Annotated in this window: 23 protein-coding genes and 1 pseudogene; 9 read left to right on the plus strand and 15 right to left on the minus strand. The window is 55.8% G+C overall.

Annotated features, from left to right (window positions below; translation table 11 throughout):
* The first annotated feature begins 115 nt into the window (after nt 1–115).
* Together panB and PMI26_RS03715 are read left to right on the plus strand one after the other, a co-directional pair.
* Nucleotides 116–958 carry a 3-methyl-2-oxobutanoate hydroxymethyltransferase gene (panB, locus tag PMI26_RS03720; RefSeq protein WP_007979388.1) on the plus strand — a complete coding sequence of 281 codons (843 nt, stop codon included), beginning with the start codon at nt 116–118 and terminating at the stop codon, nt 956–958.
* Nucleotides 959–972: 14 nt separating this feature from the next.
* Complete coding sequence (locus tag PMI26_RS03715; protein WP_007979390.1) at nt 973–1,458, plus strand: MaoC family dehydratase; 486 nt, start codon at nt 973–975, stop codon at nt 1,456–1,458.
* A gap of 81 nt (nt 1,459–1,539) precedes the next feature.
* Here the strand turns inward: PMI26_RS03715 and PMI26_RS03710 are convergent, their stop codons facing one another.
* From PMI26_RS03710 to pyk, 7 genes are all read right to left on the minus strand, one after another.
* Nucleotides 1,540–2,256 carry a TerC family protein gene (locus PMI26_RS03710; protein WP_007979391.1) on the minus strand — a complete coding sequence of 239 codons (717 nt, stop codon included), beginning with the start codon at nt 2,254–2,256 and terminating at the stop codon, nt 1,540–1,542.
* Between the two features lie 158 nt (nt 2,257–2,414).
* Nucleotides 2,415–3,938, minus strand: coding sequence for a 2,3-bisphosphoglycerate-independent phosphoglycerate mutase (gene gpmI / locus PMI26_RS03705; RefSeq protein WP_033048337.1), 1,524 nt, complete (start codon nt 3,936–3,938; stop codon nt 2,415–2,417).
* A 9-nt stretch (nt 3,939–3,947) separates the two neighbouring features.
* Nucleotides 3,948–5,573: an NADP-dependent glyceraldehyde-3-phosphate dehydrogenase gene (locus PMI26_RS03700; protein ID WP_007979395.1), complete on the minus strand. Its 1,626-nt coding sequence runs from the start codon at nt 5,571–5,573 to the stop codon at nt 3,948–3,950.
* A 79-nt stretch (nt 5,574–5,652) separates the two neighbouring features.
* Nucleotides 5,653–6,450, minus strand: coding sequence for a triose-phosphate isomerase (gene tpiA / locus PMI26_RS03695; RefSeq protein ID WP_007979397.1), 798 nt, complete (start codon nt 6,448–6,450; stop codon nt 5,653–5,655).
* A gap of 3 nt (nt 6,451–6,453) precedes the next feature.
* The gene (gene eno / locus PMI26_RS03690; RefSeq protein WP_007979399.1) at nt 6,454–7,755 is read right to left on the minus strand and encodes a phosphopyruvate hydratase; all 1,302 of its coding nucleotides are present in this window, start codon (nt 7,753–7,755) and stop codon (nt 6,454–6,456) included.
* Nucleotides 7,748–7,918 carry a hypothetical protein gene (locus PMI26_RS31685; RefSeq protein WP_007979402.1) on the minus strand — a complete coding sequence of 57 codons (171 nt, stop codon included), beginning with the start codon at nt 7,916–7,918 and terminating at the stop codon, nt 7,748–7,750. Before PMI26_RS31685 ends, eno begins: the two co-directional genes overlap by 8 nt.
* A 14-nt stretch (nt 7,919–7,932) precedes the next feature.
* A complete protein-coding gene (gene pyk / locus PMI26_RS03685) occupies nt 7,933–9,381 on the minus strand; it encodes a pyruvate kinase (protein ID WP_007979404.1) in 1,449 nt (482 codons plus the stop codon).
* A gap of 315 nt (nt 9,382–9,696) precedes the next feature.
* Here pyk and PMI26_RS32425 point away from each other — a divergent pair.
* The 4 genes and pseudogenes from PMI26_RS32425 to otnC all read left to right on the plus strand — a co-directional run.
* Nucleotides 9,697–10,458, plus strand: a pseudogene (locus tag PMI26_RS32425) (MCP four helix bundle domain-containing protein); the annotation flags it as partial.
* Nucleotides 10,456–11,319, plus strand: coding sequence for a methyl-accepting chemotaxis protein (locus PMI26_RS32430; protein WP_443200856.1), 864 nt, complete (start codon nt 10,456–10,458; stop codon nt 11,317–11,319). The pseudogene PMI26_RS32425 and the gene PMI26_RS32430, both read left to right, overlap by 3 nt.
* A 144-nt stretch (nt 11,320–11,463) precedes the next feature.
* Entirely contained in the window at nt 11,464–12,429 is a 966-nt protein-coding gene (locus tag PMI26_RS03675; protein ID WP_007979408.1) for a GntR family transcriptional regulator, read from the plus strand.
* Nucleotides 12,426–13,064: a 3-oxo-tetronate 4-phosphate decarboxylase gene (gene otnC / locus PMI26_RS03670; protein WP_007946566.1), complete on the plus strand. Its 639-nt coding sequence runs from the start codon at nt 12,426–12,428 to the stop codon at nt 13,062–13,064. Before PMI26_RS03675 ends, otnC begins: the two co-directional genes overlap by 4 nt.
* A gap of 293 nt (nt 13,065–13,357) precedes the next feature.
* Here the strand turns inward: otnC and PMI26_RS0129870 are convergent, their stop codons facing one another.
* On the minus strand, nt 13,358–14,254 hold the full coding sequence (locus tag PMI26_RS0129870; protein ID WP_033048340.1) for a LysR family transcriptional regulator: 897 nt from the start codon (nt 14,252–14,254) through the stop codon (nt 13,358–13,360).
* 104 nt (nt 14,255–14,358) lie between these two features.
* On the opposite strand from PMI26_RS0129870, the gene PMI26_RS03665 reads away from it, so the two are divergent.
* The gene (locus PMI26_RS03665; protein ID WP_007979412.1) at nt 14,359–14,805 is read left to right on the plus strand and encodes a GFA family protein; all 447 of its coding nucleotides are present in this window, start codon (nt 14,359–14,361) and stop codon (nt 14,803–14,805) included.
* A gap of 214 nt (nt 14,806–15,019) precedes the next feature.
* Here PMI26_RS03665 and acnA read toward each other — a convergent pair whose 3' ends face one another.
* Nucleotides 15,020–17,704: an aconitate hydratase AcnA gene (gene acnA / locus PMI26_RS03660; protein ID WP_007979413.1), complete on the minus strand. Its 2,685-nt coding sequence runs from the start codon at nt 17,702–17,704 to the stop codon at nt 15,020–15,022.
* A 214-nt stretch (nt 17,705–17,918) separates the two neighbouring features.
* On the opposite strand from acnA, the gene PMI26_RS03655 reads away from it, so the two are divergent.
* Nucleotides 17,919–18,659 (plus strand): ABC transporter substrate-binding protein, encoded by a 741-nt coding sequence (locus tag PMI26_RS03655; protein WP_007979415.1) that lies wholly within the window; start codon nt 17,919–17,921, stop codon nt 18,657–18,659.
* Nucleotides 18,660–18,696: 37 nt separating this feature from the next.
* Here the strand turns inward: PMI26_RS03655 and PMI26_RS03650 are convergent, their stop codons facing one another.
* The 5 genes from PMI26_RS03650 to PMI26_RS03630 form a co-directional block, all read right to left on the minus strand.
* Complete coding sequence (locus PMI26_RS03650; protein WP_007979416.1) at nt 18,697–19,737, minus strand: AbrB family transcriptional regulator; 1,041 nt, start codon at nt 19,735–19,737, stop codon at nt 18,697–18,699.
* On the minus strand, nt 19,734–20,798 hold the full coding sequence (locus PMI26_RS03645) for a lactonase family protein (protein ID WP_007979418.1): 1,065 nt from the start codon (nt 20,796–20,798) through the stop codon (nt 19,734–19,736). The genes PMI26_RS03650 and PMI26_RS03645 overlap by 4 nt, the downstream gene beginning before the upstream one ends.
* 42 nt (nt 20,799–20,840) lie before the next feature.
* A complete protein-coding gene (locus tag PMI26_RS03640; protein WP_007979420.1) occupies nt 20,841–21,722 on the minus strand; it encodes a LysR family transcriptional regulator in 882 nt (293 codons plus the stop codon).
* A complete protein-coding gene (gene otnK, locus PMI26_RS03635; protein WP_007979422.1) occupies nt 21,712–22,980 on the minus strand; it encodes a 3-oxo-tetronate kinase in 1,269 nt (422 codons plus the stop codon). The genes PMI26_RS03640 and otnK overlap by 11 nt, the downstream gene beginning before the upstream one ends.
* A 118-nt stretch (nt 22,981–23,098) precedes the next feature.
* Nucleotides 23,099–24,169, minus strand: a complete 1,071-nt coding sequence (locus PMI26_RS03630) for an isocitrate/isopropylmalate dehydrogenase family protein (protein WP_007979423.1) — start codon at nt 24,167–24,169, stop codon at nt 23,099–23,101.
* 262 nt (nt 24,170–24,431) lie between these two features.
* Here PMI26_RS03630 and rraA point away from each other — a divergent pair, with 262 nt between their 5' ends.
* Complete coding sequence (gene rraA, locus PMI26_RS03625) at nt 24,432–24,914, plus strand: ribonuclease E activity regulator RraA (protein WP_007979425.1); 483 nt, start codon at nt 24,432–24,434, stop codon at nt 24,912–24,914.
* On the opposite strand, the gene PMI26_RS03620 is transcribed toward rraA, so the two are convergent.
* Entirely contained in the window at nt 24,907–25,845 is a 939-nt protein-coding gene (locus PMI26_RS03620) for a GntR family transcriptional regulator (RefSeq protein WP_033048355.1), read from the minus strand. The two genes, rraA and PMI26_RS03620, sit on opposite strands and share 8 nt — an antisense overlap.
* Nucleotides 25,846–25,961 lie beyond the last annotated feature (116 nt).

Here is a 25,961-nt window from a genome sequence, read left to right on the forward strand (position 1 = left end):
CCCGCAGCGGCTCGGTTCGTCAGCCGCTTCTCTGGCGCGGCAATGATCATCATCGCAGTCATTCTGCTCGCCGAGCAGATACTGGATTAATCCTTTTTTCATCGAGGCAATATTCATGAGCGATCAGCCCGCACCTTACGGCAACGCAACTCACGCCCAAGCGGCGACCCGAGTACGCATACCGCATCTGAAACAAATGAAAATGGAAGGTCGGAAATGGGCGATGCTCACTGCATACGATATGTATAGCGCTGCCATTTTCGAAGACGCGGGTATACCGGTTCTTCTGGTGGGCGACTCTGCCTCCAACAACGTCTACGGTAATGAGTCCACGCTATCGGTAACCGTTGATGAACTGATTCCGCTGGTTCGGGCGGTCAGTCGCTCCACTCAGCGAGCCCTGGTGATTGCCGATCTGCCTTTCGGTTCTTATCAGGCCTCGGCCGAGCAATGTTTCCATACCGCCGTGCGCTTCATGAAAGAAGCCGGTGCCCACGCGGTCAAACTGGAAGGTGGCATCGAGATGCTGCCTCAGGTCGAGAAACTGACGAGTTCAGGTATACCGGTCATGGCCCACATCGGCTTTACGCCACAGTTCGAACATCAATTGGGCGGCTTTCGTGTCCAGGGCCGGGGCGAAGATGCACAGCGCTTGATCGACAGTGCCAAAGCTTTTGAAGCCGCAGGCGCGTTCGCGATTTTGATCGAGATGGTGCCGGGCGATGTGGGTCGAGCGATTACCGAAGCGGTTTCGATTCCAACTGTTGGTATCGGCGCGGGAAACCAATGCGATGCCCAAGTCCTCGTCTGGCAGGATATGGCCGGACTGCGCACCGGTCGCATGCCGCGTTTCGTCAAGCAATACGCCGATCTTCGCTCGGCTCTTCACAACGCGGCGAAGGATTTTGCACTGGATGTAGGTGCTGGTACTTTTCCCGGCCCCGAGCACACTTTCTAGCCCAAGGATCCGCTATGAAAAGCCTCAGAGAACGTGCTGCCGAAGGTCTTCAGGTCGGAGACCGCTTCACCATCGATCGTTGTTTTTCGGATGAGGATGTCCGCCGATTCGCGCAGATCTCTCGGGACTACAATCCTGTTCACTGCGACGCGTATTACGCATCGATTCGCGGGTTCAAGGCACCTGTAGCCCACGGTCTACTGACAGCCAGCCTCGTTGCCGAAATCGGCGGACAAATCGGTTGGCTGGCCAAAGGAATGAGTTTTGAGTTCAAACGACCGGTTTACCCAGGAGAACAGATCAGCTGTCACTGGCTTCTTGTGAACATCGATGAGCGCGGTCACGCAAAAGCCGAAATCAGTGCTTCCAACGCACAGGGTGTCATCGTGCTGAAGGCAACGACCACGGGGGTACTGCCCGGCGTCGATGAACGTGAACGCATGAAACAGATGCTTTCTGAAGGCGACCCTACCAACGGTGCAACCTCTTGGTCGAGGTGATGGCCACGCGTTGGCGACTGTCCTGTCTGTATCTGAAAAAACTTGCCGCAGCGGGGCGTCCCTGCCCCGTCTGCGACGGACTCACGCAGCCTTCAGCGTCCTGAAGCGAATGTTCAATGCCTCGACCGCAAGCGAGAATGCCATTGCAAAATAGACGTAGCCCTTCGGTACGTGCATCCCCATTGCATCAGCAATCAGTACGACGCCCACGACAATCAGGAATGCCAGGGCCAGCATTTTCAGGCTTGGATGCTTGTCGATAAACGCACTGATCGCCCCGGCCGCAAGCATCATGATCAGCACCGCGACGACGATGGCGGCGATCATCACCGGTACATGAGAAACCATTCCGACAGCTGTGATCACCGAATCCAGCGAAAAGACGATATCGATGATCGCAATTTGAATGATGGTGCTCAGAAAGCCCGCACCTTTTTTACCAAACTCAGACTCCCCCTCCTCGCCACCTTCCAGTTCCTGGAAGATTTCGCTGCTGCTTTTCCACAGCAAGAACAATCCTCCGAAGAACAGAATCAGGTCACGCCCCGAAATCCCTTGATCGAAGACATTAAACAGATCGGCAGTCAGTTGCATGATCCACGTGATGGACAGTAGCAGAAGAATGCGCGTGACCATGGCCAGTGCCAAACCGAAGAAGCGGGTTTTGGGCTGCATGGCTTTGGGCATGCGGCTGACCAAAATCGAAATCATGATGATGTTGTCGATACCCAAAACGATTTCCAACACTGTCAGGGTAAAAAACGCGATCCAGATTTCCGGATTGAGAAACCATTCCATAACGTCAAAACTCTCGATTGCCCAGAAAAAAAGGCATCACCAAAATCGGTGATGCCCGCATGCTCAAATGAGCGAGTCGTGGTAAGCCACATCGCCTCGACGGGGGCGACCAAACCAATCGTCGGTGCGGCGATGCACTGATGGCACCTGTCAGCCAATCAGACGGTGAGAAGCGAGTTGCCATCCATCTCAGACGGAATCGGCAAACTCAGCATCTGCAACAGGGTTGGAGCGATATCGCACAACCGGCCATTCTTCAGACCGTGTCGCCCTGGTTGCTCACTGACCAGAATCAGCGGCACCGGATTCAAGGTATGCGCCGTGTGGGCCTGGCCAGACGTCGCATCGAGCATTTGCTCAACGTTGCCGTGGTCGGCGGTAATCAAACATTCACCACCAGCTGCGAGGGTTGCTTCAACTACGCGACGCAGGCATTCATCGAGCACCTCGACCGCCTTGACGGCAGCATCGAAGGAGCCGGTATGACCTACCATATCGCCGTTGGCATAGTTGCAAACGATCAGATCGAATCTGCCGCCAGCGATGGCGTTGACCAGTTCGTCAGTCAACAGCGGGGCGCTCATCTCAGGCTGCAGATCGTAGGAAGCAACGTCAGGCGACGGAATCAGGATTCGCTCCTCACCCTCAAAAGGCTGCTCTCTACCGCCGTTGAAAAAGAACGTCACGTGGGCGTACTTCTCGGTTTCGGCAATGCGCAATTGCGTTTTCCCAAGTCTGGCCAAGTGTTCCCCCAAGCTGTTGTGAATAGCTTCGGGAGGGAATGCACACAGACAACTCAGCTCTTCGGAATACTGCGTCAATGTGAGCAAGCGATCCTTGGCCACCACAAACGGCCGCTCGAAGGTCGTGAAATCCGGTTGGATCAACGCCTGGGTCAACTCCCGCGCCCGATCGGGGCGAAAGTTCATGAAGATCATGGCGTCATCCGCACCGACACTGACGGACTGCCCAATCGTGGTTGGCTTGACGAATTCGTCCGACTCCCCACGTTCGTAAGCGGCAGACAACGCTACGGACGCCGTTTCAGCCTGATGTTCGGCTTCGCCGCCGACAATCAATCGGTAGGCCGATTCCACGCGACCCCAGCGGTTGTCGCGATCCATTGCATAGTAGCGACCGACCAGCGAAACAATGCGTCCGGCGCCCAGTCTCGCAAACGCGTTTTCCAAAGCCTCAAGCGAGGCTAAAGCGCTCTTGGGCGGCGTGTCTCGGCCATCGAGAAAGCCATGCACATAAACTTTCTCGACACCCTGCTCAACCAGGCAACCACAAGCCGCGATAATCTGATCGATATGACTATGCACGCCGCCCGGAGAAAGGAGCCCCATCACGTGCACAGCACCATCGCGACTCTTCACCCCTTGGAGCAACGCCTGTAGTGCCGGGTTTTGTGAGAACTCTCCTTGCGCGAGCGCTTTATCAATTCGGGTCAGGCTCTGGTAAACCACCCGCCCCGCGCCGAGGTTCATGTGGCCAACCTCGGAGTTCCCCATCTGCCCCTCTGGCAGTCCAACAGCAAGACCTGACGTTTCGATTTCGCCGTTAGCGAAACGCTTAAGCAACGCATCAAACGTCGGCTTTCTCGCTACGGCGAAAGCATTCGATTCAGTAGCCTGCCGAATACCAACACCATCAAGAATAATCAAAGAGCGCGTAGTCATCGTGCCCCCCTAGAAGATGTAGTCAGTGGTCAAGAAGCTCGACTCGCGATTGCGAATGATGTCGCTGACCAGTTCCTTGTTGCTTTCCTGGAACTTGGTGGCGACAAGCGTGCGAATGGAGAACACGCGCAAGGCGTCATGCACGGATAGCGTCCCTTCGGCAGAGTTTTTGCGACCGTTGAATGGAAAGCTGTCTGGGCCGCGCTGGCATTGCGCGTTGATGTTGATACGCCCCACCTGATTGGCGAAGGCATCGACCAAACGACCCACTTGCGCGGAATCCTTGCCGAAGATACTGAGCTGCTGGCCGAAATCGGAATCGAGGACGTATTCGATGACTGTTTCCAGATCACGGTAAACCACCACAGGTACAACCGGCCCGAACTGTTCTTCGTGGTACACACGCATGTCGGAAGTCACCGGGTACAGCACCGCAGGGTAGAAGAACGTCTCACAGACTTCTCCCCCGCCGGCGTTGACGACGTTGGCGCCTTTGCTGACAGCATCGGCCACAAGCCCGGTCAGAAAATCAGTCTTGCCTGGCTCTGGCAGGGGCGTTAAAGCGACACCTGGCTCCCACGGCATACCCGGTTTCAGCTGGGCCAGCTTCGCCTGGAACTTGTCGAGGAAAGTGTCAACGACGTTTTCATGAACGAACAGGATTTTCAGCGCAGTGCAGCGTTGTCCGTTAAACGAGAGCGAGCCGGTAACAGCCTCGGAAACGGCGTTATCCAGATCGACATCGGGCAGGATGATGCCCGGGTTTTTCGCATCCAGACCCAGCGCGGCACGCAGACGGTGTGGCTTAGGGTGCAGCTTTTTCAGGTCGCTGGCAGCCTTGTTGGTTCCGATGAACGCAAAAACATCGATCTTGCCGCTGGCCATTAAAGCGCTGACGGTTTCCCGGCCGCTGCCGTAGATGATGTTGATAACCCCGGCCGGGAAGCTGTCACGGAATGCCTCAAGCAAAGGTCGAATCAGCAGTACACCGAATTTGGCCGGTTTGAACACGACGGTATTGCCCATGATCAACGCAGGGATCAAGGTCGTGAACGTCTCGTTCAGGGGATAGTTATAAGGCCCCATGCACAGCGTTACGCCCAGCGGAACGCGGCGGATCTGGCCCAAGGTGTCTTGTTCGAGCTCGAAACGGCTGGAGCGACGATCCAGTTCCTTGAGGGCATTGATCGTGTCAACGATGTAGTCGCAGGTGCGATCGAACTCTTTCTCCGAGTCTTTGAGATTCTTGCCAATCTCCCACATCAATAGTTTCACTACCGCTTCACGTTGTTCACGCATGCGGCTGAGGAAAGACTCCACGTGCCGAATACGCTCGACCACACGCAGGGTTGGCCAGACGCCTTGGCCACGGTCATAGGCCTGTACCGCTGCATCCAGTGCGGTCATGGCCGTTTGCGCGTCCAGAAGTGGGGTACTGCCCAAAATCACGGACTCATGACCCGATTCCTTTTTTAGGCATACAGGGCTGCGGACGGGAGCGAGCGCGCCGTCCCACAACCGCAGCTCGCCATTGACCAGATATTCGCGCTGTTCAATGGAAGGTCCTGGACGGTATGCAGCAGGGATTTCGTCCGCGCTCGGGAAGAGAGTTTCAAGTCGGTTGTTCAACGTCATTTTTATACCTCTGTGCACACTGTGCAGTGCCGGGAGAGAAAGAACCCGGCACATGGTGCTTTGCACGTTCAAATAGAATTCAGATCGCGATGGGTTCGGCAGCCGGCGCCGTTTGAGCCGCCCAGCAGATGGCAGCAAAGGACATCGCATCCAGCGAAGCTCCGCCGATCAGGCCACCGTCGATGTCCGGTTGATCGAACAATTGCTTGGCGTTCTCGGCCTTCACACTCCCGCCGTACAGAATCCGGCAATCGGTGGCGGCCGGGCGATCCTGTTCAGCCAGCCATTCCCGGATGTACCGATGAACAGCTTGAGCCTGCTCTGGCGTCGCGGTTTCGCCAGTACCAATGGCCCATACAGGTTCATAGGCAATCACACCCTTGACCAGGTCCTGAATGCCCACTGCCTTCAGTACTGCACTCAATTGTTGGGTGACGACTGCCTCTGTTTCACCCCCCTGACGTTGAGCAAGTGTTTCACCCACACACAAAACCGGGATGAGTCCGGCACGAAGCGCGGTAGCAAACTTCTTTGCCACAAGCTCATCATCTTCTGCATAAAGCGCACGGCGCTCCGAATGCCCCACGAGCACATAGCGGCAGCCGATGTCCTGGAGCATCGAAGCACTGACTTCTCCGGTATGTGCGCCTGACAGATGGGTGCTGAGATTCTGGGCTCCCAGCGAAACATCAGAATCATCCAGCAGATCGGCTACGGTCGTCAGGTAGGGAAACGGTGGGCAAATTGCCGTTTCAACGCTTTCAAAGCGCGAAATCACCGGAAGTAAGCTGCGCAGCAACGAAGCATTGGCCACGCTACTGCCGTTCATTTTCCAATTGCCGATAACCAGTTTCTTTTTGTGAGAAGAGGTCTGCATGATTCAGGCTTTCCTGTTCAGAAGCGCGGCCGTGTTGTAAGGCGCTCGCTCTTGCAAGGCCTCTTCTATACGCAACAATCGGTTGTATTTACCCACACGATCCGAGCGGCTCAGAGAGCCTGTCTTAATCTGCCCCGCGCGAGTGGCAACGGCGAGGTCGGCAATGGTGGTGTCCTCGGTCTCACCCGAACGATGGGAAATAACTGCGGTGTAACCGGCATCTTGCGCCATTCGGATGGCGTCCAGCGTCTCGCTGAGTGTGCCGATCTGGTTGAACTTGATCAGGATCGAATTACCGATCCCTTTCTGAATGCCTTCGCGCAGAATTTTGGTGTTGGTCACAAACAAGTCGTCGCCCACCAGTTGCACGTGGCCGAGCTTCTGAGTCAGTCCCGCCCAGCCATCCCAATCGCTTTCATCCATCCCGTCTTCGATGGAAATGATCGGGTACTTGTCGCAAAGCATCGCCAGGTAATCGGCGAAACCTGCCGAATTGAATGACTGGTCTTCGCCGGCGAGTACATAATTACCGTCCTCGTAAAATTCGGAGGCAGCACAATCCAGCGCCAGCGTGATGTCCTTGCCCAGCTCGTAACCCGCTCGACTTACGGCTTCCTTGATAACAATCAATGCTTCTTCATTGGAGGCAAGTGAAGGAGCAAACCCACCCTCATCCCCCACCGCGGTGCTCAGGCCGCGTTCCGACAAAACCTTCTTCAAGGAATGGAACACCTCGGCGCCGATACGCAGGCCTTCGCGGAACGACGAGGCTCCGACTGGCTGGATCATGAATTCTTGAATATCGATATTGTTATCAGCGTGCTCGCCGCCGTTGATGATGTTCATCATCGGAACGGGCATGCTGAATTTGCCCGGTGAGCCATACAGCGCAGCCAAGTGTTCGTACAGCGGAACACCCTTGACCGCAGCCGCAGCCCTGGCGGTGGCCAGGGACACCGCGAGGATCGCATTGGCTCCCAGAATGCTCTTGCTCTCGGTACCATCCAGGGCAATCATCGCATTGTCGATTTCGCGCTGATTCAGGGCATCCAGTCCGATCAGGCATTCACGAATCGGGTTGTTCACATTCTCGACCGCGCGCATCACCCCTTTACCCATGTAACGCGATGCATTGTCTCTCAGCTCGAGCGCTTCACGGGAACCCGTGGACGCACCGGAGGGAACGCTGGCCGTTGCACTGACGCCACACGCGAGGGTCACAACCGCTTCGACGGTGGGGTTGCCTCGCGAGTCCAGAATTTCACGGGCAAGGATGTGTTGGATACGGCTGTTCTTGTTAAGCATGATTTGTCCCCTTCGAATGGTTCACTGCCGTTACCTCTTCGCCTTGCGGCGTCAGCAGCTCCTGCTGTTCTGCGTACTGCGCTCGAAAATCGAAATCGCGTGGCCACGACCCAAAATCGTGGTTATCCACGGCTTCGTGATCAGTTGAACGGGTTTCACTCATCAAAGCATCCTCACTCAGCGAATGGCTTCGCCAACGCACACGACTCGAAGGGAATTGGTCCCACCTTGGGCGTTGGCGTAATCGCCTTTGGTAATCAGAACGCGATCACCGGCCTTCACCACACCGCGTCGGGTCAACTCTTCAACCGCTTTCTCATTCACCATTTCAGGAGCGAAGTCGTCACTGTCGAACGGAATGGTCGCGACACCACGGAACAACGTGACGCGATTCTGAGTGGCCAGATTGCGAGAGAACGCAAAGATCGGAAGGTGCGAGCGAATGCGCGACATCAAGCGAGGTGTATCGCCGCTTTCCGTCATGCAGATGATGGCTTTGACACCGTGCAGATGGTTGGCCGCGTACATGGCGGACATCGCGATGGACTCGTCGATCTTGTGGAACACCTGGTCGACGCGATGTTTGGAACGATGGGACTGAGGATGCTTTTCTGCGCCGATGATGATCCGGTGCATGGCCTCGATCGTTTCGATCGGATAGGCACCCGCCGCGGTTTCGGCGGAGAGCATCACGGCGTCGGTGCCATCAAGCACTGCGTTGGCAACGTCGAACACTTCTGCACGAGTCGGCATTGACTGCGTGATCATCGACTCCATCATCTGAGTGGCAGTGATCACCACACGATTAAGCGTGCGGGCACGTTCGATAATCAGCTTTTGAACGGCTACCAGTTCCGCGTCACCGATTTCCACCCCCAGGTCACCCCGGGCCACCATCACGCCTTCAGATGCTTCGATGATCTCATCGAGAATTCGCAGGTCATTGACGGTTTCTGCGCGTTCAATCTTGGCAATCAGGCCGGCCTGCCCTCCCGCCTCCTGCATCAGGCGACGAGCCAGGTGCATATCCGAGGCGTCGCGTGGAAACGAAACAGCCAGGTAGTCCACCTGCATGTATGCAGCCGTCTTGATATCGGCGAAATCTTTTTCGGTCAGCGCCGATGCCGACAGTCCACCGCCTTTGCGATTGATCCCCTTGTTGTTGGACAGCGGCCCGCTTATCAGGACTTCACAGATCAATTGCGTCGCTTCGACTTTCAGAACCTTCAACTCGATTCGCCCGTCATCGAGTAACAGAATGTCGTCTGGGCGGCTGTCTGTGATCAAGGCCTCGTAGTCGATTCCGACTCGCTGATTGTCCCCGGCATTTTTGTCCAGCGCAGCGTCGAGAATGAATTGCTGCCCCTTCTCGAGAACGACTTTCCCTTGCGCAAACCGTGCGATGCGAATTTTAGGACCTTGCAGATCGGCCAGTACTGCCACGAAACGACCATGTTTGGCAGCCAGCTCACGCACCAGCCGGGCACGAGCAATGTGATCTTCAGCCTTCCCATGGGAAAAGTTCAGGCGCACGACATCAACGCCCGCTTTCACCAATCCCTCGAGGGCTTCGAATGATTCTGTTGCTGGCCCCAACGTGGCCACGATCTTGGTTCTGCGCTGCATGACAGATGCTTCCTCAAACAGGGTTTTATTATTGAACGCAAAGGAAATCTGGATGCGCTTGTGATTATTTGCGTGCAAATAATCAATCAGCGCAAAGCAATCCTATTGACTGCTAAAACTGCCAGGGACCGAAAAATAGCTTTTTACCTCAATATTTTCGTGCTAACACCCAGTACCCAGGTAAGCGCCATCGAAAAAACGCTTAAAAAATCTTGGCACATTGACACACCAAAATGCAATGCTATTTTAGTCAGCACAAATACACGCATCCGGCCACGACCCGGATCGCACTACTCTGCCGAAGGGATACTGATCATGCTGCCAAGACACCTCTCCATCGCCAGTCGAATGGTTCTCGGGTTCGTCATCATTGCCGCGCTGAGCATTGCGCTAGGGGTCTTCGCGCTACGTCAGATCGATGAAGTGCAGGTCCAATCGACTCAGATAAAGGACAATTGGCTTCAACGGGTACGTGCTCTGGGGGCGGCGAATGCCGCACTGAACCGCTACCGGATGGGATCGATGCAGCACATTCTTTCGGTCAGCGAAAAAGACATGCAGTCTTACGAGGACAAAACCGCCGGGCGGTTGCGTCAGGTTCGCGAGCAAATGCAGATCTATGCCCAGTTGCTCACGAACGAGGACGATAAGGGACGGTTGAGCGCGTTCAATGCCAGCCTTGACGTGTATGCAAAAAATCACCTCGAATTGCTCACGCTTTCTCGCAAGGGTGACAAGACGGGCGCTAGGGAATTTCTGATGACGATCAGGGATTCCTACGATCAGATGACGCAAAACTTCGAAGACCTCATCGACCGTTCAAACCAAGGCGCAGAGATGGCAGGTAACGAGTCGATTGATGCCTATCAACGCGCCGTCCAAGGCGTGGCATTGGTCATCATCCTGGTTGGTATCGGGACAATTCTGGTGGCATGGCTACTGACTCGCAGCATCACTGCTCCCTTGAATGTGGCCGTTAAAGCCGCGAAAACAATTGCCGAAGGTGATCTGAGCCAGCCCATTCAACCAACGGGCAACGATGAAGCTACTCGTCTGCTCGAGTCCTTGGCGACCATGCAAAGCAATCTGATAAAGACATTGGGACAGATTTCAGGCTCATCCCGCCAATTGACCAGCGCCACTGCCCAACTAAACACGGTCACGGAAGCCTCCAGTCAGGATATTCAACAGCAACACGCCGAGATTGAGCAGGCAGCCACCGCGGTGACCGAAATGACCGCAGCCATTGAAGAAGTCGCCCGTAATGCGCTGTCCACGTCCGAGCTGTCCGTGGCGTCACGGGACATTGCACTGAAAGGGCAGCAACGCATGGTCGAAACGTTGGACGCCATAGAGACGCTCACCCGAGATGTGCAACTCAGCTCGGAGCAGATCGAAAGCCTGGCCGAACAGTCGCAACGCATTGGCAAGGTACTGGACGTCATTCGCACGATCGCTGAACAAACCAACCTGTTGGCACTCAACGCCGCTATTGAAGCGGCTCGGGCAGGCGATGCGGGAAGAGGTTTTGCCGTCGTTGCAGATGAGGTACGCGCCCTCGCCCACCGCACTGCACAGTCGACGCGGGAAATCGAAGAGATGATAAGTGGCATCCAAAGCGGAACGGATACCGCCGTTTCAACCATGCTCAGCAGCAGTGAGAACACCCGCCTCACGCTGTCTTTGGCCCAATCCACTCAAAGCGCGCTGGCAGAAATTGTCGCCGCCAATGACGACATCAATCAACGCAATCTAATGATCACAACGGCCACAGAAGAACAAGCGCACGTTGCACGTTCCGTTGACCGCAACTTGCTCAATATCCGTGATCTATCCGTTCAGTCGGCTACGGGCTCGCAACAAACCACTGACGCTTCGTTATCCCTTGGCCATCTGGCTGTCGAGCTCAACAGCATGGTGGGCCACTTCAAAATTTAGCCAATGCAATTTTTTGCATAATGCCACGTTAAAAAGTAGTCATCAGCGACGAAACCTGTTCGAATCAAGCCATGCTTCATTCGCTCTCACTAGCCACTACTGCGGACAGTGATCGTCGCCACCCTATTTGTAAGTGATCAAAATATGGCCTCAAGCGCCCTCGTACTACGCATCGCTGCTGAAATCCGGCAGAAAATCCAGACAGGCAAGCTGGCCCTGGGTGCTCATCTGAGCGCACAAAAAGTCGCCGACGAGTTCAACGTCTCCCGCTCCCCTGCACGCGAAGCGCTGGTGCTGCTCTCCGAGCAAAACATTCTCGAACAACTGCCAAATCGTGGGTTCTTCGTGCTGGAACTCGTGCAGGATCCGTCACAAATCCACGATGAGGTGCTTCCGCTTGAAGAGCCGGACGAATACTACCGCCTCTCGGAAGACTGGCTGAACAATGCAATCCCCAACGAAGTGACAGAGCAGTTTCTGCGCACTCGCTACAACCTGACAAAGGCCCAGGTCATAGACATTCTCAACCGGGCGGCAAAAGTCGGTTGGGCCGAGCCGAAACCGGGTTATGGCTGGCGCTTTCTGGACGTCGCAAAAACACCGGAAACTCTCGAACAGATCTACAAGGTGCGCTCATTGATCGAGCCGGCGGCGCTGCTGGAGCCGACCTACCATCACGACCTGAGCAAGCTCCAGCGCTTGAAAAAAGAGCAGCAGGACATGCTCAACGGCGGCATCGATAACCTGCCGGCTGATGTTCTGCTCAAAAATGGCATTCGCTTCCACGAAGAGTTCATCAAGCTGTCCGGCAACCCGCTTTATCACATGATCCTGGTGCAGATGAACAACATGCGGCGCTTGATCGAGTATCGCTCGATGATCGACCGCAAGCGCCTTTTCAAACAGTGCGCCGAACACATCCGGATGATCGAACTGGTGGAGCAAGGCAACAACCTTGAAGCCGCGCATCTCATGAAACAGCACCTGAGTGGATCCTTCGCTCACAAATCGCCGATTCTGAAATTACGACCTGAATCCGCCGAAGCCAACCGTTCAGTTTCAGGCATCGGCACTGGCCTCACATCACTTCTCGAGGAGAGCACAAGTTGAGCACCGAAGAACAATTGCGTGAAGAAATCTGCACCGTCGGCAAAAGCCTGTACGAACGTGGTTATACCGTGGGTAGCGCAGGCAATATCAGTGCACGCCTGGAAGATGGCTGGTTGATCACCCCCACCGACGCCTGCCTGGGAAGATTGAAGCCGGAAGAAATCGCGAAAGTCAGCAAGGACGGCACCTGGGTATCCGGCAACAAGCCGTCGAAAACCCTGGAGCTGCATCGTCAGGTCTACGACCGCAACCCGGAAGTGAATGGTGTAGTGCACACACATTCGACGTCGCTCGTGGCTTTGACGCTCGCCGGCGTCTGGAAAAACGACGACATCCTCCCTCCACTGACGCCTTACCAAATCATGAAAGTCGGCCACATCCCATTGATCGCCTATCAGCGCCCCGGCTCTCCTGATGTGGCGGCACAAGTTGCGCAATTGGCCAACGATGTGCGCGGCGTCATGCTGGAACGGCTAGGTCCAGTGGTTTGGGAAACCTCAGTATCAAAAGCCAGCTTTGCGTTGGAGGAGCTTGAGGAAACGGCAAAGCTCTGGATGATGAGCAATCCGAAGCCTGCACCGCTAGGTGAAGAGGCAATCGAAGACTTGCGTCGGGTGTTCTCAGTCAAGTGGTGATGCCTCCAAGAAGCAACACAAGATGTTCCATTGAATAATGCGTTGTCACTCGCCTTGTTAATCACAATGCCCATTCAGCTCGCCACAGAGGTGATTAGCGAGGCGAACGTCCTCTTACATCGTTGTCACTGTCCCCCTTCAACCTTGCTCATGCGACCGTTTTATCGATACTGAGCGCCTGTTCCGGCCATTTTTTGCCCCTTTCGGCTTAGGCGTTAGCTGCGGACTCAACCGGTCGCGATAGTCAGCGGACGGCCGATATCTGACGGTCATTAAGGGGCGCTCTTGGCTTGTTACGACTGACCACTGTCCTCCAAGTAACGATTCAGAGCCTCACCCAAGGCTTCAAAAGTTTTGGCAATGCGCCCGACTTTACGCAGGTCATTGTGCATGGCAATCCAAACATCAACGTCGAAGCCGAAGCTGTCAGGCAGAATCCGGATCAGACCATAGTTAGCCGCGACGGTGGCTGGACATAAGCCAAACCCAAGGCCATTTCTCAGCGCAGCGAGTTGAGCAAGGTGATTATCGGTAGCGATAGAGAAAGGCTGGTCTGCCTCGCACAGTCCTATCTCGACCAGCCGACGCAGGTCGGCGGTGCGTCGGTCGGGGCCAATCAGCGGCGCGCGACGCACGGCATCGAGACTTGCAGGCTCGCCATAGCGTTCAAGGCACTGGGCACTTGCGTACAAGCCGACTCGCAAAGCACCTGTGCGTCGCACGACCACTCCGGTTTCTCTCGGGCGCACGAGTCGTACGGCGATGTCTGACTCCTGTCGGGAGATGTCTTCCAGCAAATCGTTGATACTGATTTCGAGCTTCAATGCTGAATGCTGGTAATGAAACTCGCGAATCAATCCAGGGAGTACCTCAACACCCAAAAAGGCGCTGCTGGTGAGCCTGACAGTGCCGCACGATACGTCCGTTTCAGCGCTGGCCATGCGATTGAACGCCTCGGCAGCCATCGCCATTGATTCGACATGGTGAACAAGCCCACGTGCCGATGCAGTAGGCACTAGACCTGCGCAGGTTCGGGTGAACAGCTTCACCCCCAGACCAGCTTCAAGGCTTTCCAGACGTCGGCGAGCCGTTGCCTGCGCAATTCCCAGCAATCTGGAGGCGCCTGACAGGCTGCCACTGCGCAATACTGCCAGGAATACTCGCTGGCTTTCCCATTCAAGGCCACTCATCTATTTCTTACCAACGGTTGCTCCGTTTATTGTCTTCTGCCGGGTTCGAGGAACATGGATGATGCACCTCTCATTCGTAGCGCAGCAGTATAAGGAGCGACACCATGGGTTTCACCGGACAATGCCGATGTGGACAAGTCCAACTTCAACTGCAAATTGAATCTGCACCGCTGTACGCATGCCACTGCCTGAACTGCCAACGCTGGAGTGGCAGTGCCTTCGCATTACATATGCTCTGTCCAGCTCAGGCGATTGAGATATCGGGAAGCACACTTGCATACACCCATACAACAGAAGGACATACATCGACGCAGTACGCCTGCGGTACGTGTTTCACCCGGCTGTTCAATGAGACCGACGCGGCCCCAGGCATGCGTGTGCTGCGGGCTGGCGTACTCCACGGCGCGGACCGTTTGGCACCCTTGGCACACATCTGGGTCAAGCGTAAACAGCCCTGGATTTCGCTGCCAGAGGGTGTTGCGCAGTGGCCGGAAAGCCCAACCCCCGAAGACTTTGCAGTTGCCATCAGCGAAGGGCGGCTTCAGGTTTGAGTCACACCTTAAAAACTGACTGATTCGACCTGGAAATTTGTTTCGACGGCTGTGCGCAATAGCAATAAAACAACCGCTTTGGCGCTACAACAGCCCTGGCCTTAGCACAGTCTGCGCAACGGGTACCTGAACCGTTGCGCGCATGCCGGCCAAACCGTTACCAGGCATCTACGAACGCGGCATCTCGCCATGCCCTTCAAAGCATCCCCCTCAGTTAAGTATTCACCTGCGAAACGACCTTGCGCACGACATACGGCAGGATACCGCCCTCCTTCAAGTAGAGAATTTCCTGTTGCGAATCCAGCTGCAGAATCAACGGCAGCGAGGTCTGACTTCCGTCCGCGCGATTGATCACCAGGCACAGCGGATTTGCCCCCACCTGCATTGTCTCCAGACCGTTGAAGTCCAGCGCCTCATCCCCCTTTAACTGCAAGTTCGTCGCGTCGACGCCTGCCGAGAAGGTAATGGGCAAGATGCCCATGCCGATCAGATTGCTACGATGGATACGCTCAAAACTCTGCGCGACGACAGCCTTGACGCCCAAGGTGGCTTGCGCCTTGGCTGCCCAGTCACGACTGGAGCCCGCTCCATAGTTGAACCCGGCGAAGATCACCAGCGGCACATCCTTGGCAACGTAGCTCAGAGCTGCGTCGTAAACGCGCTGGATCGAACCGTCAAAAGCCGTTGCAAAACCACCCTCTCCCGGCTGTTGCTCCAATAGCCGATTCTTCACTGCTCGATTCACGAACGCACCGCGCATCATCACTTCGTGATTGCTGCGGCGGGTCGAGTATTGATTGAGATCGTCCGGGTTTTCGCCACGCTCGATCAACCACTGGCCCGCCTGGCTTTCGAGTGGAATCGCACTGGCCGGAGAGATGTGGTCAGTGGTGACGTTGTCGCCCAGCACCATCAAAGTTCTTGCACTATGAATCGACAACTCGGGTGAAGCCTTGGCCTTGACGTTTTGCAGGTAAACGGGGCGGCGCAGGTAAGTCGAATTCGGCGCCCAAGGAAACTGCACGCTGCCACTCGCTGACAGTGCCTGCCAGTGATGAGTGCCATCCCACAGCATCGCGTTACGCTGGCGGAACAAATCCGGGCGAACGGTCTGGCTGACCAGTGCCTGAATCTGCTCTTCACTTGGCATCAGTTCATGCAGGTACACATCGTTGCCTGCCGCATCCTGTCCTAACGGCTCAGTCTGAATATCCATATTGATGGTGCCCGCCAACGCATAAGCAACGACCAGCGCCGGCGAGGCCAGATAGCCGACCTGTACGCGAGGATTGACCCGCCCCTCGAAGTTGCGATTGCCCGACAGCACCACCACGGTTTTGAGGCCCTGGTCCGAGAAGCGCTCCATGTGTTCTTCGAGACTGCCGGAGTTACCGATGCAGGTCATGCAGCCAAACCCGGCGAGGTCGAACCCCAGGGCCGAGAAGTCGCTCAGCAGATCGGCCTTTTCCAGGTAGTCCGCGACTACGCGTGAGCCGGGCGACAGAGATGTCTTGACCCAGGGTTTACTGCGCAAACCGCGACGCTGAGCGTTGCGGGCCAGCAATCCCGCCTGGATCATCTGGCTCGGGTTTGCAGTGTTGGTGCAACTGGTGATCGCCGCCAGGGAGATGGCGCCATGGGTCAGGGCCTGGCCAAACGAAGGCTCGAAGTATTCGGCTTCAGCGTCCGAGGCACGAGCGATCACGCCCTCCCGCTCACCCAGAATTTCCTGACGAAAGGATGGCGCGGCGTCAGCCAGCTTGCGCCACTGATGCGGCTGATGAGGCCCGGCAACACTAGGCTCGATGGCCGCAAGATCCAGCTCGATCAGGTCATCGAAATGCGGTTCGGGCAGTGAGTCGTGGCGCCACAGGCCTTGCGCTTCGAGGTAAGTTTCGATGCGCGCAATGGTGTCTTCGCTGCGACCGGTCAGGTGCATGTACTCCATCGTGCTGTCGTCGAACGGGAAGAACACTACCGTGGCGCCATACTCAGGGGCCATGTTCGACAGCGTGCCTCGCGCCGCCCAACTGAGCTTCGACAGGCCAGGGCCGCAGAACTCAACGAACTTGCCCACTACGCGCTTCGCACGCAATATTTGCGTGATGCGCAATGCCAGATCGGTTGCTGTCACACCGGGCCGCAGTTCATTGCTCAAACGAATGCCGACGACTTCAGGAAAACTGATCGGCACCGGCTCACCGAGCATGGCAGCCTGCCCCTCCAGACCACCCACACCCCAGCCCAGGACGCCGATGGCGTTGATCATCGGCGTGTGGCTGTCGGTCGCTACGATATCGTCAGGATGCAGCAGTGGCTGGCCATCGGCGGTCTGGCTTTCCCAAACCACGGTCGCCAGCGACTCCATGTTGACCTGGTGAATGATCCCGGTACCGGGCGGAACCACCTTGAAATTCGTCAGGCTCTTCTGTGCCCACTTGATGAATTCGTAGCGTTCGGAGTTGCGGCGGTAGTCGATGTCCAGGTTCTTCTCCACCGCGTCCGCTTCGGCGTAGCGCTCGACGATCACCGAGTGGTCAATGACCAGCACCGCAGGAATCATCGGGTTCATGGTTTCCGGTGCGCCACCCATTTCCACCACCATGTCGCGCATACCGGCAAAGTCAGCAAGCGCCGGCAGGCAGGTCGTGTCGTGGAACATCAGCCGGTTAGGATAAAACGGCACTTCGCAGGCCGGCGCCCCTTGGCGTATGCATGCGATGAAGTTGTCCAGCGACGCTGGTGAGCACCGCGCCACATTCTCCAGCAGAATACGGATTGAATAGGGCAAGCCAATGAGCTCGTCCGGGGTGAGTATCTTGTGCAGATCCACGTAGGCGTAACGGGTGTCGCCCACTTGAAGATGACTTTGATGACGTGCGTCGATGGCTGAAATCATGGGCTTATCATTCACCGGTTGAGTGCGTACGCAAACGACTCTATACGGTCGTTCAGTTGAACCCAGCGTAACCAAAGGCCGAGCTGGAGAAAATTGAACAATGAGCAAGTCATCGTTCGCCAACGGAGAACGCAGCCTTGATGAGTCTGAAATTGTCAGGTCTTGCTCACTTCCCTACTCTCAGGGCCGACGACAATTTCCATGGAGACCATTTATGCTCGCCCCTACCGCAAAAGTTCTTGAAGATCTTGCACCGACCGGCGTGCTCAGAGCAGCCATCAACTTCGGCAACCCGGTGCTTGCACAGCGCAATGCCGAAACGGGCCAACCTCAAGGTGTATCTGTCAGCCTGGCGGTGGAACTGGGCAAGCACTTGGGCGTTCCTGTCGAGTTCATCACCTACGATGCTGCAGGGAAGGTGTTCGAGGCTTTGGCGCAAAATCAATGGAACATTGCATTCCTGGCCATCGAACCTGTGCGTGAAGCTCAAGTCGCCTTCAGTGAACCTTACGTGATTATCGAAGGTACCTATCTGGTCAAGGACAGCTCTCCATTCCGCAAGATGGAAGATCTGGATCAGCCCGGCGTGCGGATCGCCGTGGGTAAGGGTGCAGCTTATGATCTGTACCTGAGCCGGACTCAACAGCACGCAACTCTGGTTCGCGCGCCAACCTCTGCCGGAGCGGTGGACTTGTTTCTCGATGAGAACCTGGATGCGGCGGCGGGCGTGCGTCAACCGCTGCTCAAGGTCGCCGAGGCCAACAAGGAATTGCGCGTACTGGACGGCTACTTCACATCAATTCGCCAGGCAATGGGCGTTCCAGTGCGATGCGTCACGGGTGCGGCGTACGTCAGAGCATTCCTGGAAGAACAGAAAGCCAACGGCTTCGTTAACAAGGCACTTGCCGCAAGCGGCCAAAGTGACGTCACGGTTGCCCCGCTTCAAGTCAATTGAGGCCGCTGCGATAAAGGGTTGAAACGCACTTGCCTGCTCAGCGGCGAAGGCGTTTCAACCAGATTTTATGCACCGGCTCAGCGCAGAGCATCACCACTATCAAGCGCATGATCTGCATTGCCGTAACGATGCCAACGCCCAGGTTCAAGGCTTCGGCCGTCAGGTACATTTCCGTACTGCTGCCCGGCATCATGCCCAGTGCCAGCGTCACCAAAGGAAAGCCCAGCAGATATCCGATCCCAAGTGCCAGCAACAAGGTGCAAACAATCATGCTCAAGGTGAACACCGAAACCTTGATCAGGAATGTCGGTGAGGCCTTGAAGAACTGGCGATCAAAGTAGCCTCCGAGCGCACAACCGATCATGAGTTGACCGTAATGGCTCAGCTCAACGGGTAATGCCGTCTGCAGATTGAAGCTGGCAGTGAATAGCGCGCACAGCGCCATCGGGCCGAACATCCAAGGGTTCGGCAACTTGTACCGTTTCCAGATAATCGCCGTCAGCGCCCCGCCGAGCAACAATGGCAGCAGCCAATACCAATCACTGGGCAATCGGGCATGAACCACCGATGGAGAGATTTTCGAGCTGAAAAACATCGCGGGCGGAACACAAAGAACAATCAGCACGAGCCGTACACTGTGAGCTGCAGCGATCTGACTGACGTTGGCCTTATGCCTGATCCCCGATTGAATCATCTCTGCAAAGTTCGCAGGCATGAAGGCGAAAAAGGCAGTCGTCAGATCCATGCCTCGACGCCGCATGAACTCTATGCCGAGCAAGGCAAGCAACAAGGTCAGAAATGCCGCGAACAGCATCATCGCGAAATGCCCCAGGATCTGCTCCAGCACCGCGGGTGTGAAATGCAGACCGATGGATGTCGCAATCATCCATTGCCCAGTCAATCGACCATTGGGGATCTCCCCTACCCGCCAGCCTAGGCAACGCACCAGAATAACCGCCAACATCGATCCAATGATCCACGGCAAAGGCCAGTTCAGGTAACTGGCAATCAGTGCGCCGGTCACTCCAACCAGCGGTGTCGCCCACCACAATCCCATTGAGGTGAAAAACGCTCTCATACGTTGGCGCCACCAAAGACCATGCACACTGGACTCCCTGTCTCAATCACCTCACCCGTTGGGGTCAAGCTGCCAGTCGTTGGGTCAACACTGAAAACCACGATCGTGTCGCTGTCCTCGTTGGCCACATACATGCATCTGCCGTCGGGCGACAAAGCGAAAAATCGAGGAGTGAGGCCTTGCGTTGGCGTCGCTGATTCGAATGTCAGCCAGCCCGATTGGGGATCAATGCTGAAGCGCGCAATGCTGTCGCTTCCTCGGTTGGAGGCATAGAGGAAGCGCCCGGCCTTATCAACCTCGATCTCTGCGGCCGTGCTGTCGCCCGTGAAAGAATCCGGCAGCGCAGAGAGCACCTGCTGCGGCTGCAGCTCACCACTTTCGCTGTTGAAGCGATAGATTGCGACAGTCGAATCGAGCTCATTGACCGAGTAGACAACGGGCAATCCCGGATGAAACGCCACATGCCGTGGTCCTGCACCTTTGCGAGTAGCAACCGATGGACAGGCTGTCGGCAGCAACTTGCCCGATTGCGAGTCGAATCGATAAGTGAAGATCCGATCGAGACCTTTATCCGGCACGACCACTAGTTTTCCACTGGGGTCGAATGGATTGAAATGCGGTTTCGGGCCTTTTTGTTCAATTCGATGGGGTCCGATAGGCCCTTGCGTCATCACTTGATCGCAGAGCTCGCCGAGCTCTCCCGAATCGAGAATCGGTAAGACAACAACAGAACCACTGTAATGGTTGCTCACCACCAGAAAGGCGCCGTCCGGTGAAATCGCCAGGTGTGCGGGATTGTGGCCATGGGTGCATTGGCTATTGAGATAGCGCAGTGCGCCATCGGCGCCGATGCTAAATGCGCTGGCCTGATCCGTATCACCATGGACGCAGTACAGGAAATCCCCCTGTTTACTGATCGCAAGAAATGAAGGGTTTACCAAACCATCAACCAGTTGCACATGAGACAGGCGCCCAGTCTGTGAATCGACGCTGTAGACATTGATCCCGTTGCCACGGGCATTCCTTTCACGAGTGGTACGACAGCCTACGTAAATGAACATGAAGTCATCTCAAAAAGCGAACAGGTACATGGATAGCACTTGTCACGCGGTCAAGTGTGCGACGAACGCGCGAGCGGTAGGAGGGAGCGCTTCGAATCGTCGAGCAACAATATTCAACTGACGCTTGGCCCATGGCTCGGCCAACGTGACAGCCTGCAAATGGAAGGAACGCAGATAGGGACGCAGAACATCGCGAGGCAAAATGCAAATGCCCAGATTGGTCGAAACCATCCGGCACATGCATTCAAAGCTGGAAACGCGAACCCGCTGCCTGATTGGCTTACCTAACAATTCGGCTTGTTCACTCAGGAGCAAATGCACCGAGCTCTCCACGTGAGGACCAATGAATTCGAAGATCAGCGCTTGCTCGAAACTGGCTTGCGTCTGCGCCGCCAATGGATGCCGTTCTGGAACCGCAATCACCAACTCATCCACGCGATAGGGAACGGATTCCAACCCTTGTGAAGGCGTCTGTTCGGCAATGATGCCGACATCCGCACGACCGTCCGACACGGCTCGAACGATTGCCGCACCGACGCGCTCCTCGATATCGAACTTGATATCGGGGTAGGTTTCCATAAACCTGCCGATATCCAGACTCAGCTGTTGGGCCAACGCCGATGTAATGGCGTGCAATCGAACATGGCCCTTGATTCCAGCACCATACTCACTCAACTCCTGGTCCATCTTCTGAAGAGTTTCGTTCACCTGCAACGCGTAATGGCGCAGCGACTGCCCCGCAGGCGTCAGCTCCATTCCGCGCGGATATCGAATGAACAACGGGGAACCCACCTTCTCTTCAAGCTCGCTGATCCGCTTACTGACTGCGGAGGTCGCCAGATGGCAGAGCTGCGACGCCTTTGTCAGGTTTCGCTGCTCCGCCACAGCCATGAAGATTTCCAGGCTGAGCAGATCATGGCGCATTGGCCAATGCCTTCTCGAAGAAGTCTACCGTGCCGAAATTGCCGGATTTCAGCGCCAGGGCAACCGGGTCGTCGCGCAAGCCGAGTGTCCAGGGCACACCAGGATCGATGGTCGCACCAATTCGCAGAGCCTTGACTTGCAGTGCCTTGACTACCGCACCCGATGTTTCGCCGCCGGCGACCACCAACTTGCGAACACCCATGCCGTAGAGGCCGACAGCGACGGCGGACAATGCGTCCTCAACGATCTGCCCAGCAGCCTCAACACCGAGCTTTTGCTGAGCAAGCTTGACCGTCTCTGGATGTGCGCTCCCGTAGATCAGGACGGGGCCCTTTTGAATCAGATCCTTCGCCCATTCGAGTGCTTCAGCAACCTGATCATGACCATTGGCAAGACGCAGCGGATCAATGGAAAAGCTCGGACGGGTTTTCTGCCAGTGCTCGACCTGACCATTCGTCGCTACCGAACAACTGCCGGAAACAACGGCGCCCAAGCCCTCGATGACAGGCAGTACCGATGCCGTTTCGGACTGACCGAGCTTGCCTGCACGACGGAAGTTTTCAGGTAGACCCAGCGCAACGCCAGAACCGCCGGTAACCAGTTTATGGTCCGCCACGGCAGTGCCTATCGCATACAAATCTTCATCATCGATCGCATCGACAATGGCATAACCTCGACCTTGGGCAGTGAGGCTATTGAAAGCCGCGGAAATGGCTTGCGCGCCCTTGTTGACGACCGAATGTGCAACAAGACCTACCGGTTTGAGCGTCTGCTGCTGCAACACCCGAACCAGATTGGAATCGGTCATTGGCGTCAATGGATGATTACGCATGCCGGATTCGCTCAACAGCACATCGCCGACGAACAAATGACCGTTAAAAATCGTCCGTTTGTTCTCCGGGAATGCAGGACAAGCCACAGCGAACGAGACGTTCAAAGCTTCAGCAAGTGCGTCGGCGACAGGGCCGATGTTTCCGCGAGAGGTCGAGTCAAACGTCGAGCAATATTTGAAAAAAAACTGTTGGCAGCCTGCCGCACGCAACCATTCCAGCGCTTCGAGCGATTGAGTAACGGCTTCTTCCGGGCTGACGGTACGGCTTTTCAGGGCAATGACGACAGCATCGATGTCATCAGGCAGAGGCCCTTGCGGCACGCCGATCACTTGTAGCGTGCGCATGCCGCCACGTACCAGCGTACTTGCCAAATCCGTACCGCCGGTGAAGTCATCAGCGATGCAACCGAGTAGTAATTGACTCACTGTGGTCTCCTCGTGCCCTCCTCCTTTGGATATCCAAAAGGAGAACAGGCGATTTCTTGTTATAGATCCGCAACATTCCAGACAACGGGCGGCATGCCTGGCATGCCGCCCGTTTCAATCAGCCCAGAATGGCTTTGGCTACAGCTTCGCCGAACGATTTGGTACCGCTGGAGCCGCCCAGATCAGGCGTGCGCTGCTTAGGATCCTGCAGCACAACATCCACTGCCTTTTCCATTTCCAGGCCGGCCTTGATCAGCGCTTCTTTATTGTGGTGCTCGCCCATCCACTGCAGCAGCATGCCAACGGACAGAATCATCGAAACCGGGTTGGCCTTGTCCTGACCGGCGATATCCGGCGCAGAGCCGTGCTGGGCCTGGGCGCAGCAATGAGTGTCGCTGGCCATCATGGAACCGGCCAGACCCAGGCTGCCCGACAGTTCACTGGCAAGGTCGCTGATGATGTCGCCGTAGAAGTTGGTCGCGACCAGAACGTCGAAGCGCTCAGGGCTACGTACCAGGTGGGCAGTGGAGGCATCGACCAGCAGATCGTCCAGCGCGACCTCCGGGAAGTCCTTCGCTACATCGCGAACGCACTCGAGGAACAGACCGTCAGTCATGTGGAAGCTGTTGGCCTTATGAATAGCGGTGACTTTCTTGCCACGCTTCATAGCCAGCTCGAATGCACGGCGGGCGATACGCTCGCTGCAATGACGAGTGATTTTACGTGTGGATAAAGCCATATCCGGAGTCGGCATCACTTCGCCCCAACCACGGCTCATGTTGCGATCTGGATAAAAGCCTTCAGTCGCTTCACGCATGATCACCAGGTCCATGGTCTTGCCTTCCTTCATGTTGGAAGTCAGGAATGGACGAGTACGAGCAGGACGTACGTTGGCGTAGAGATCCAGGCCGATACGGAAACCGGCAGAAACGTTGCGACCGCCTTTTTCAGGCACTGGATAGTCGGCGTGCGACTGGGTGCCGAGAATGATGCCGTCGTAGCTTTTGGCCTTTTCCAGCACTTCATCACGCAAAGTTGTGCCGTATTTATCCAGGCTTGTGAAACCGACATCGTCGTAATCGAAGCTCAAGCCCAGATCGAATTTTGTGTTGGCAGCCTTGAGCACCGACATCGAAGATTCAACGATTTCTGGACCAATACCGTCACCAGGAAGAACCAAAATACGCATCGCATACCCCTTACTTATTGTTTGAACTGAATTTTTTCGAAGCCTGTGCGTGATGAACCGGCTCCATTTCTGTACATCGTAAATACAAAGTACAATATTGGCGAGACGAAGTCCTCAACCTTTTGCTCCCGTTCGTCCTGAGACGTTACGGGGAGCAGTAGCGCTATCGCCCTCGACAGATTGCATTTTATTGCATGAATATTCAGTTTGTGCAACCTTTACGCTCAACGGTCACCCATTTCACTTTCCCAGGAGATCCTGCATGACAGTTAAAACCTCCGATCTTTGCGATCAGTACCCAGACTCAATTCGCGTGCTGTCCCCGATTTTTCAGGACTTTGGCGGCAAAAATGATTTCGAGGGACGCGCCTTCACCCTCAAATGTTTCGAGGACAATTCCAGGATCAAGGAGATAAGCAGTCTGCCAGGACACGGCCGGGTGCTGGTGGTGGACGGTGGTGGCAGTGACCGCTACGCGCTGTTTGGCGATGTGATCGCTGAGGATCTGGTCAAGAACGGCTGGGTCGGTGTGTTGATTTACGGTTACATCCGCGACAAAGCGGCGCTGCGCGATATGCCGATCGCCATCAAGGCACTGGGCACATCCCCGCGCAAGACCGTCAAGCGAAACGAGGGACAGATTGGCATATCGGTGGAATTCGCCGGGCACACCATCGCCGATGGAGACCAACTGTTCGGCGATGACGATGGCGTGGTGCTGTTAAACGAGCTGAGCGCTAGCTGACAACCGATACTTCAAGGCTGCGCTGGTACTCCAGCTCATCCTTGGCCTCTTTATCTGTTTTCTGCCGCCCGACCACATCAAGGTGGTTGCGTAGAAATTCCGCCGCCGCCTCTCGCTGTCCACTTTCGATGAGATCAAGAAGATGGATGTGTTCTTTACATTGGTTGATCAAGCGAGGCCGATCCACGTTGGCCTTGTAGGCCATGAACCGACGCAATTGGTTCTGGCGGCGGATAGCCTCAAGAAAGAAAGCGTTGCCCGAGCAGCGCACCACCAGCTCATGAAGCTGCGAACCGATCTGAAACAGCTGCGATCGCGACAAGGTGAAAATGTCGCCATCGAGCAGTTGCTGCTGGATTTCCCGCGCTTTGGCAAACGCTGGCTTATCCACCTCGTAACCCGGTTCCAATACCGCAGCCGGTTCGATTGCCATGCGAAAGCGATAGCTCTGAATATGGGCTTTGGAGTCGTGCAGAAAACTGTTGATCTCCCACCCCTGCCCCGGCTTGCGCTCAATCATTGCTTCATTGGCCAGCCGGGTCAGAACCTTCATGAGCTGTCCTCTCGGCACCTCATATTTGCGCATCAACTCGGCTTCAAAAAAAGTCGTGGGAATGTCACCACGCAAGACGTCGTCGACAACGCGCAAATAGAAGTCTTCAAACGGATCGACTTCCAGAGGGAGCTTGCGACTGTCGATTCCTCGCGCGTCAGCTGTCAGGAAATAACCTCGGTTCGGCTCCTTGGTCGCCAGACCCAATTCGGCCAACAACGCGAAACCTCGTCGAATCGGAGATCGGGAAACTCCCAACTCCTTGGCAAAAGACTCCTCGCGCAAAGGATCACCAGCGCGCATCGACCGGGCTCTGGCCATGTCGATGATCTTGGGTGCCAACTGCTCCGCAAGGTCTTTCTTTATCTTGGGCTTCATTTTGGCTGGTTCGCCCACCAAGGGTTGTTGAAGAGTCGATTCTGCTGAGTTCATGGAAACCGATAATCAGAGGAGGATGACATCAATGCATTGCCTGGGATGGAGCGTTACATCCA

Origin of the sequence: Pseudomonas sp. GM33 (assembly GCF_000282295.1) — a bacterium.
Taxonomy (GTDB): domain Bacteria; phylum Pseudomonadota; class Gammaproteobacteria; order Pseudomonadales; family Pseudomonadaceae; genus Aquipseudomonas; species Aquipseudomonas laurylsulfatiphila.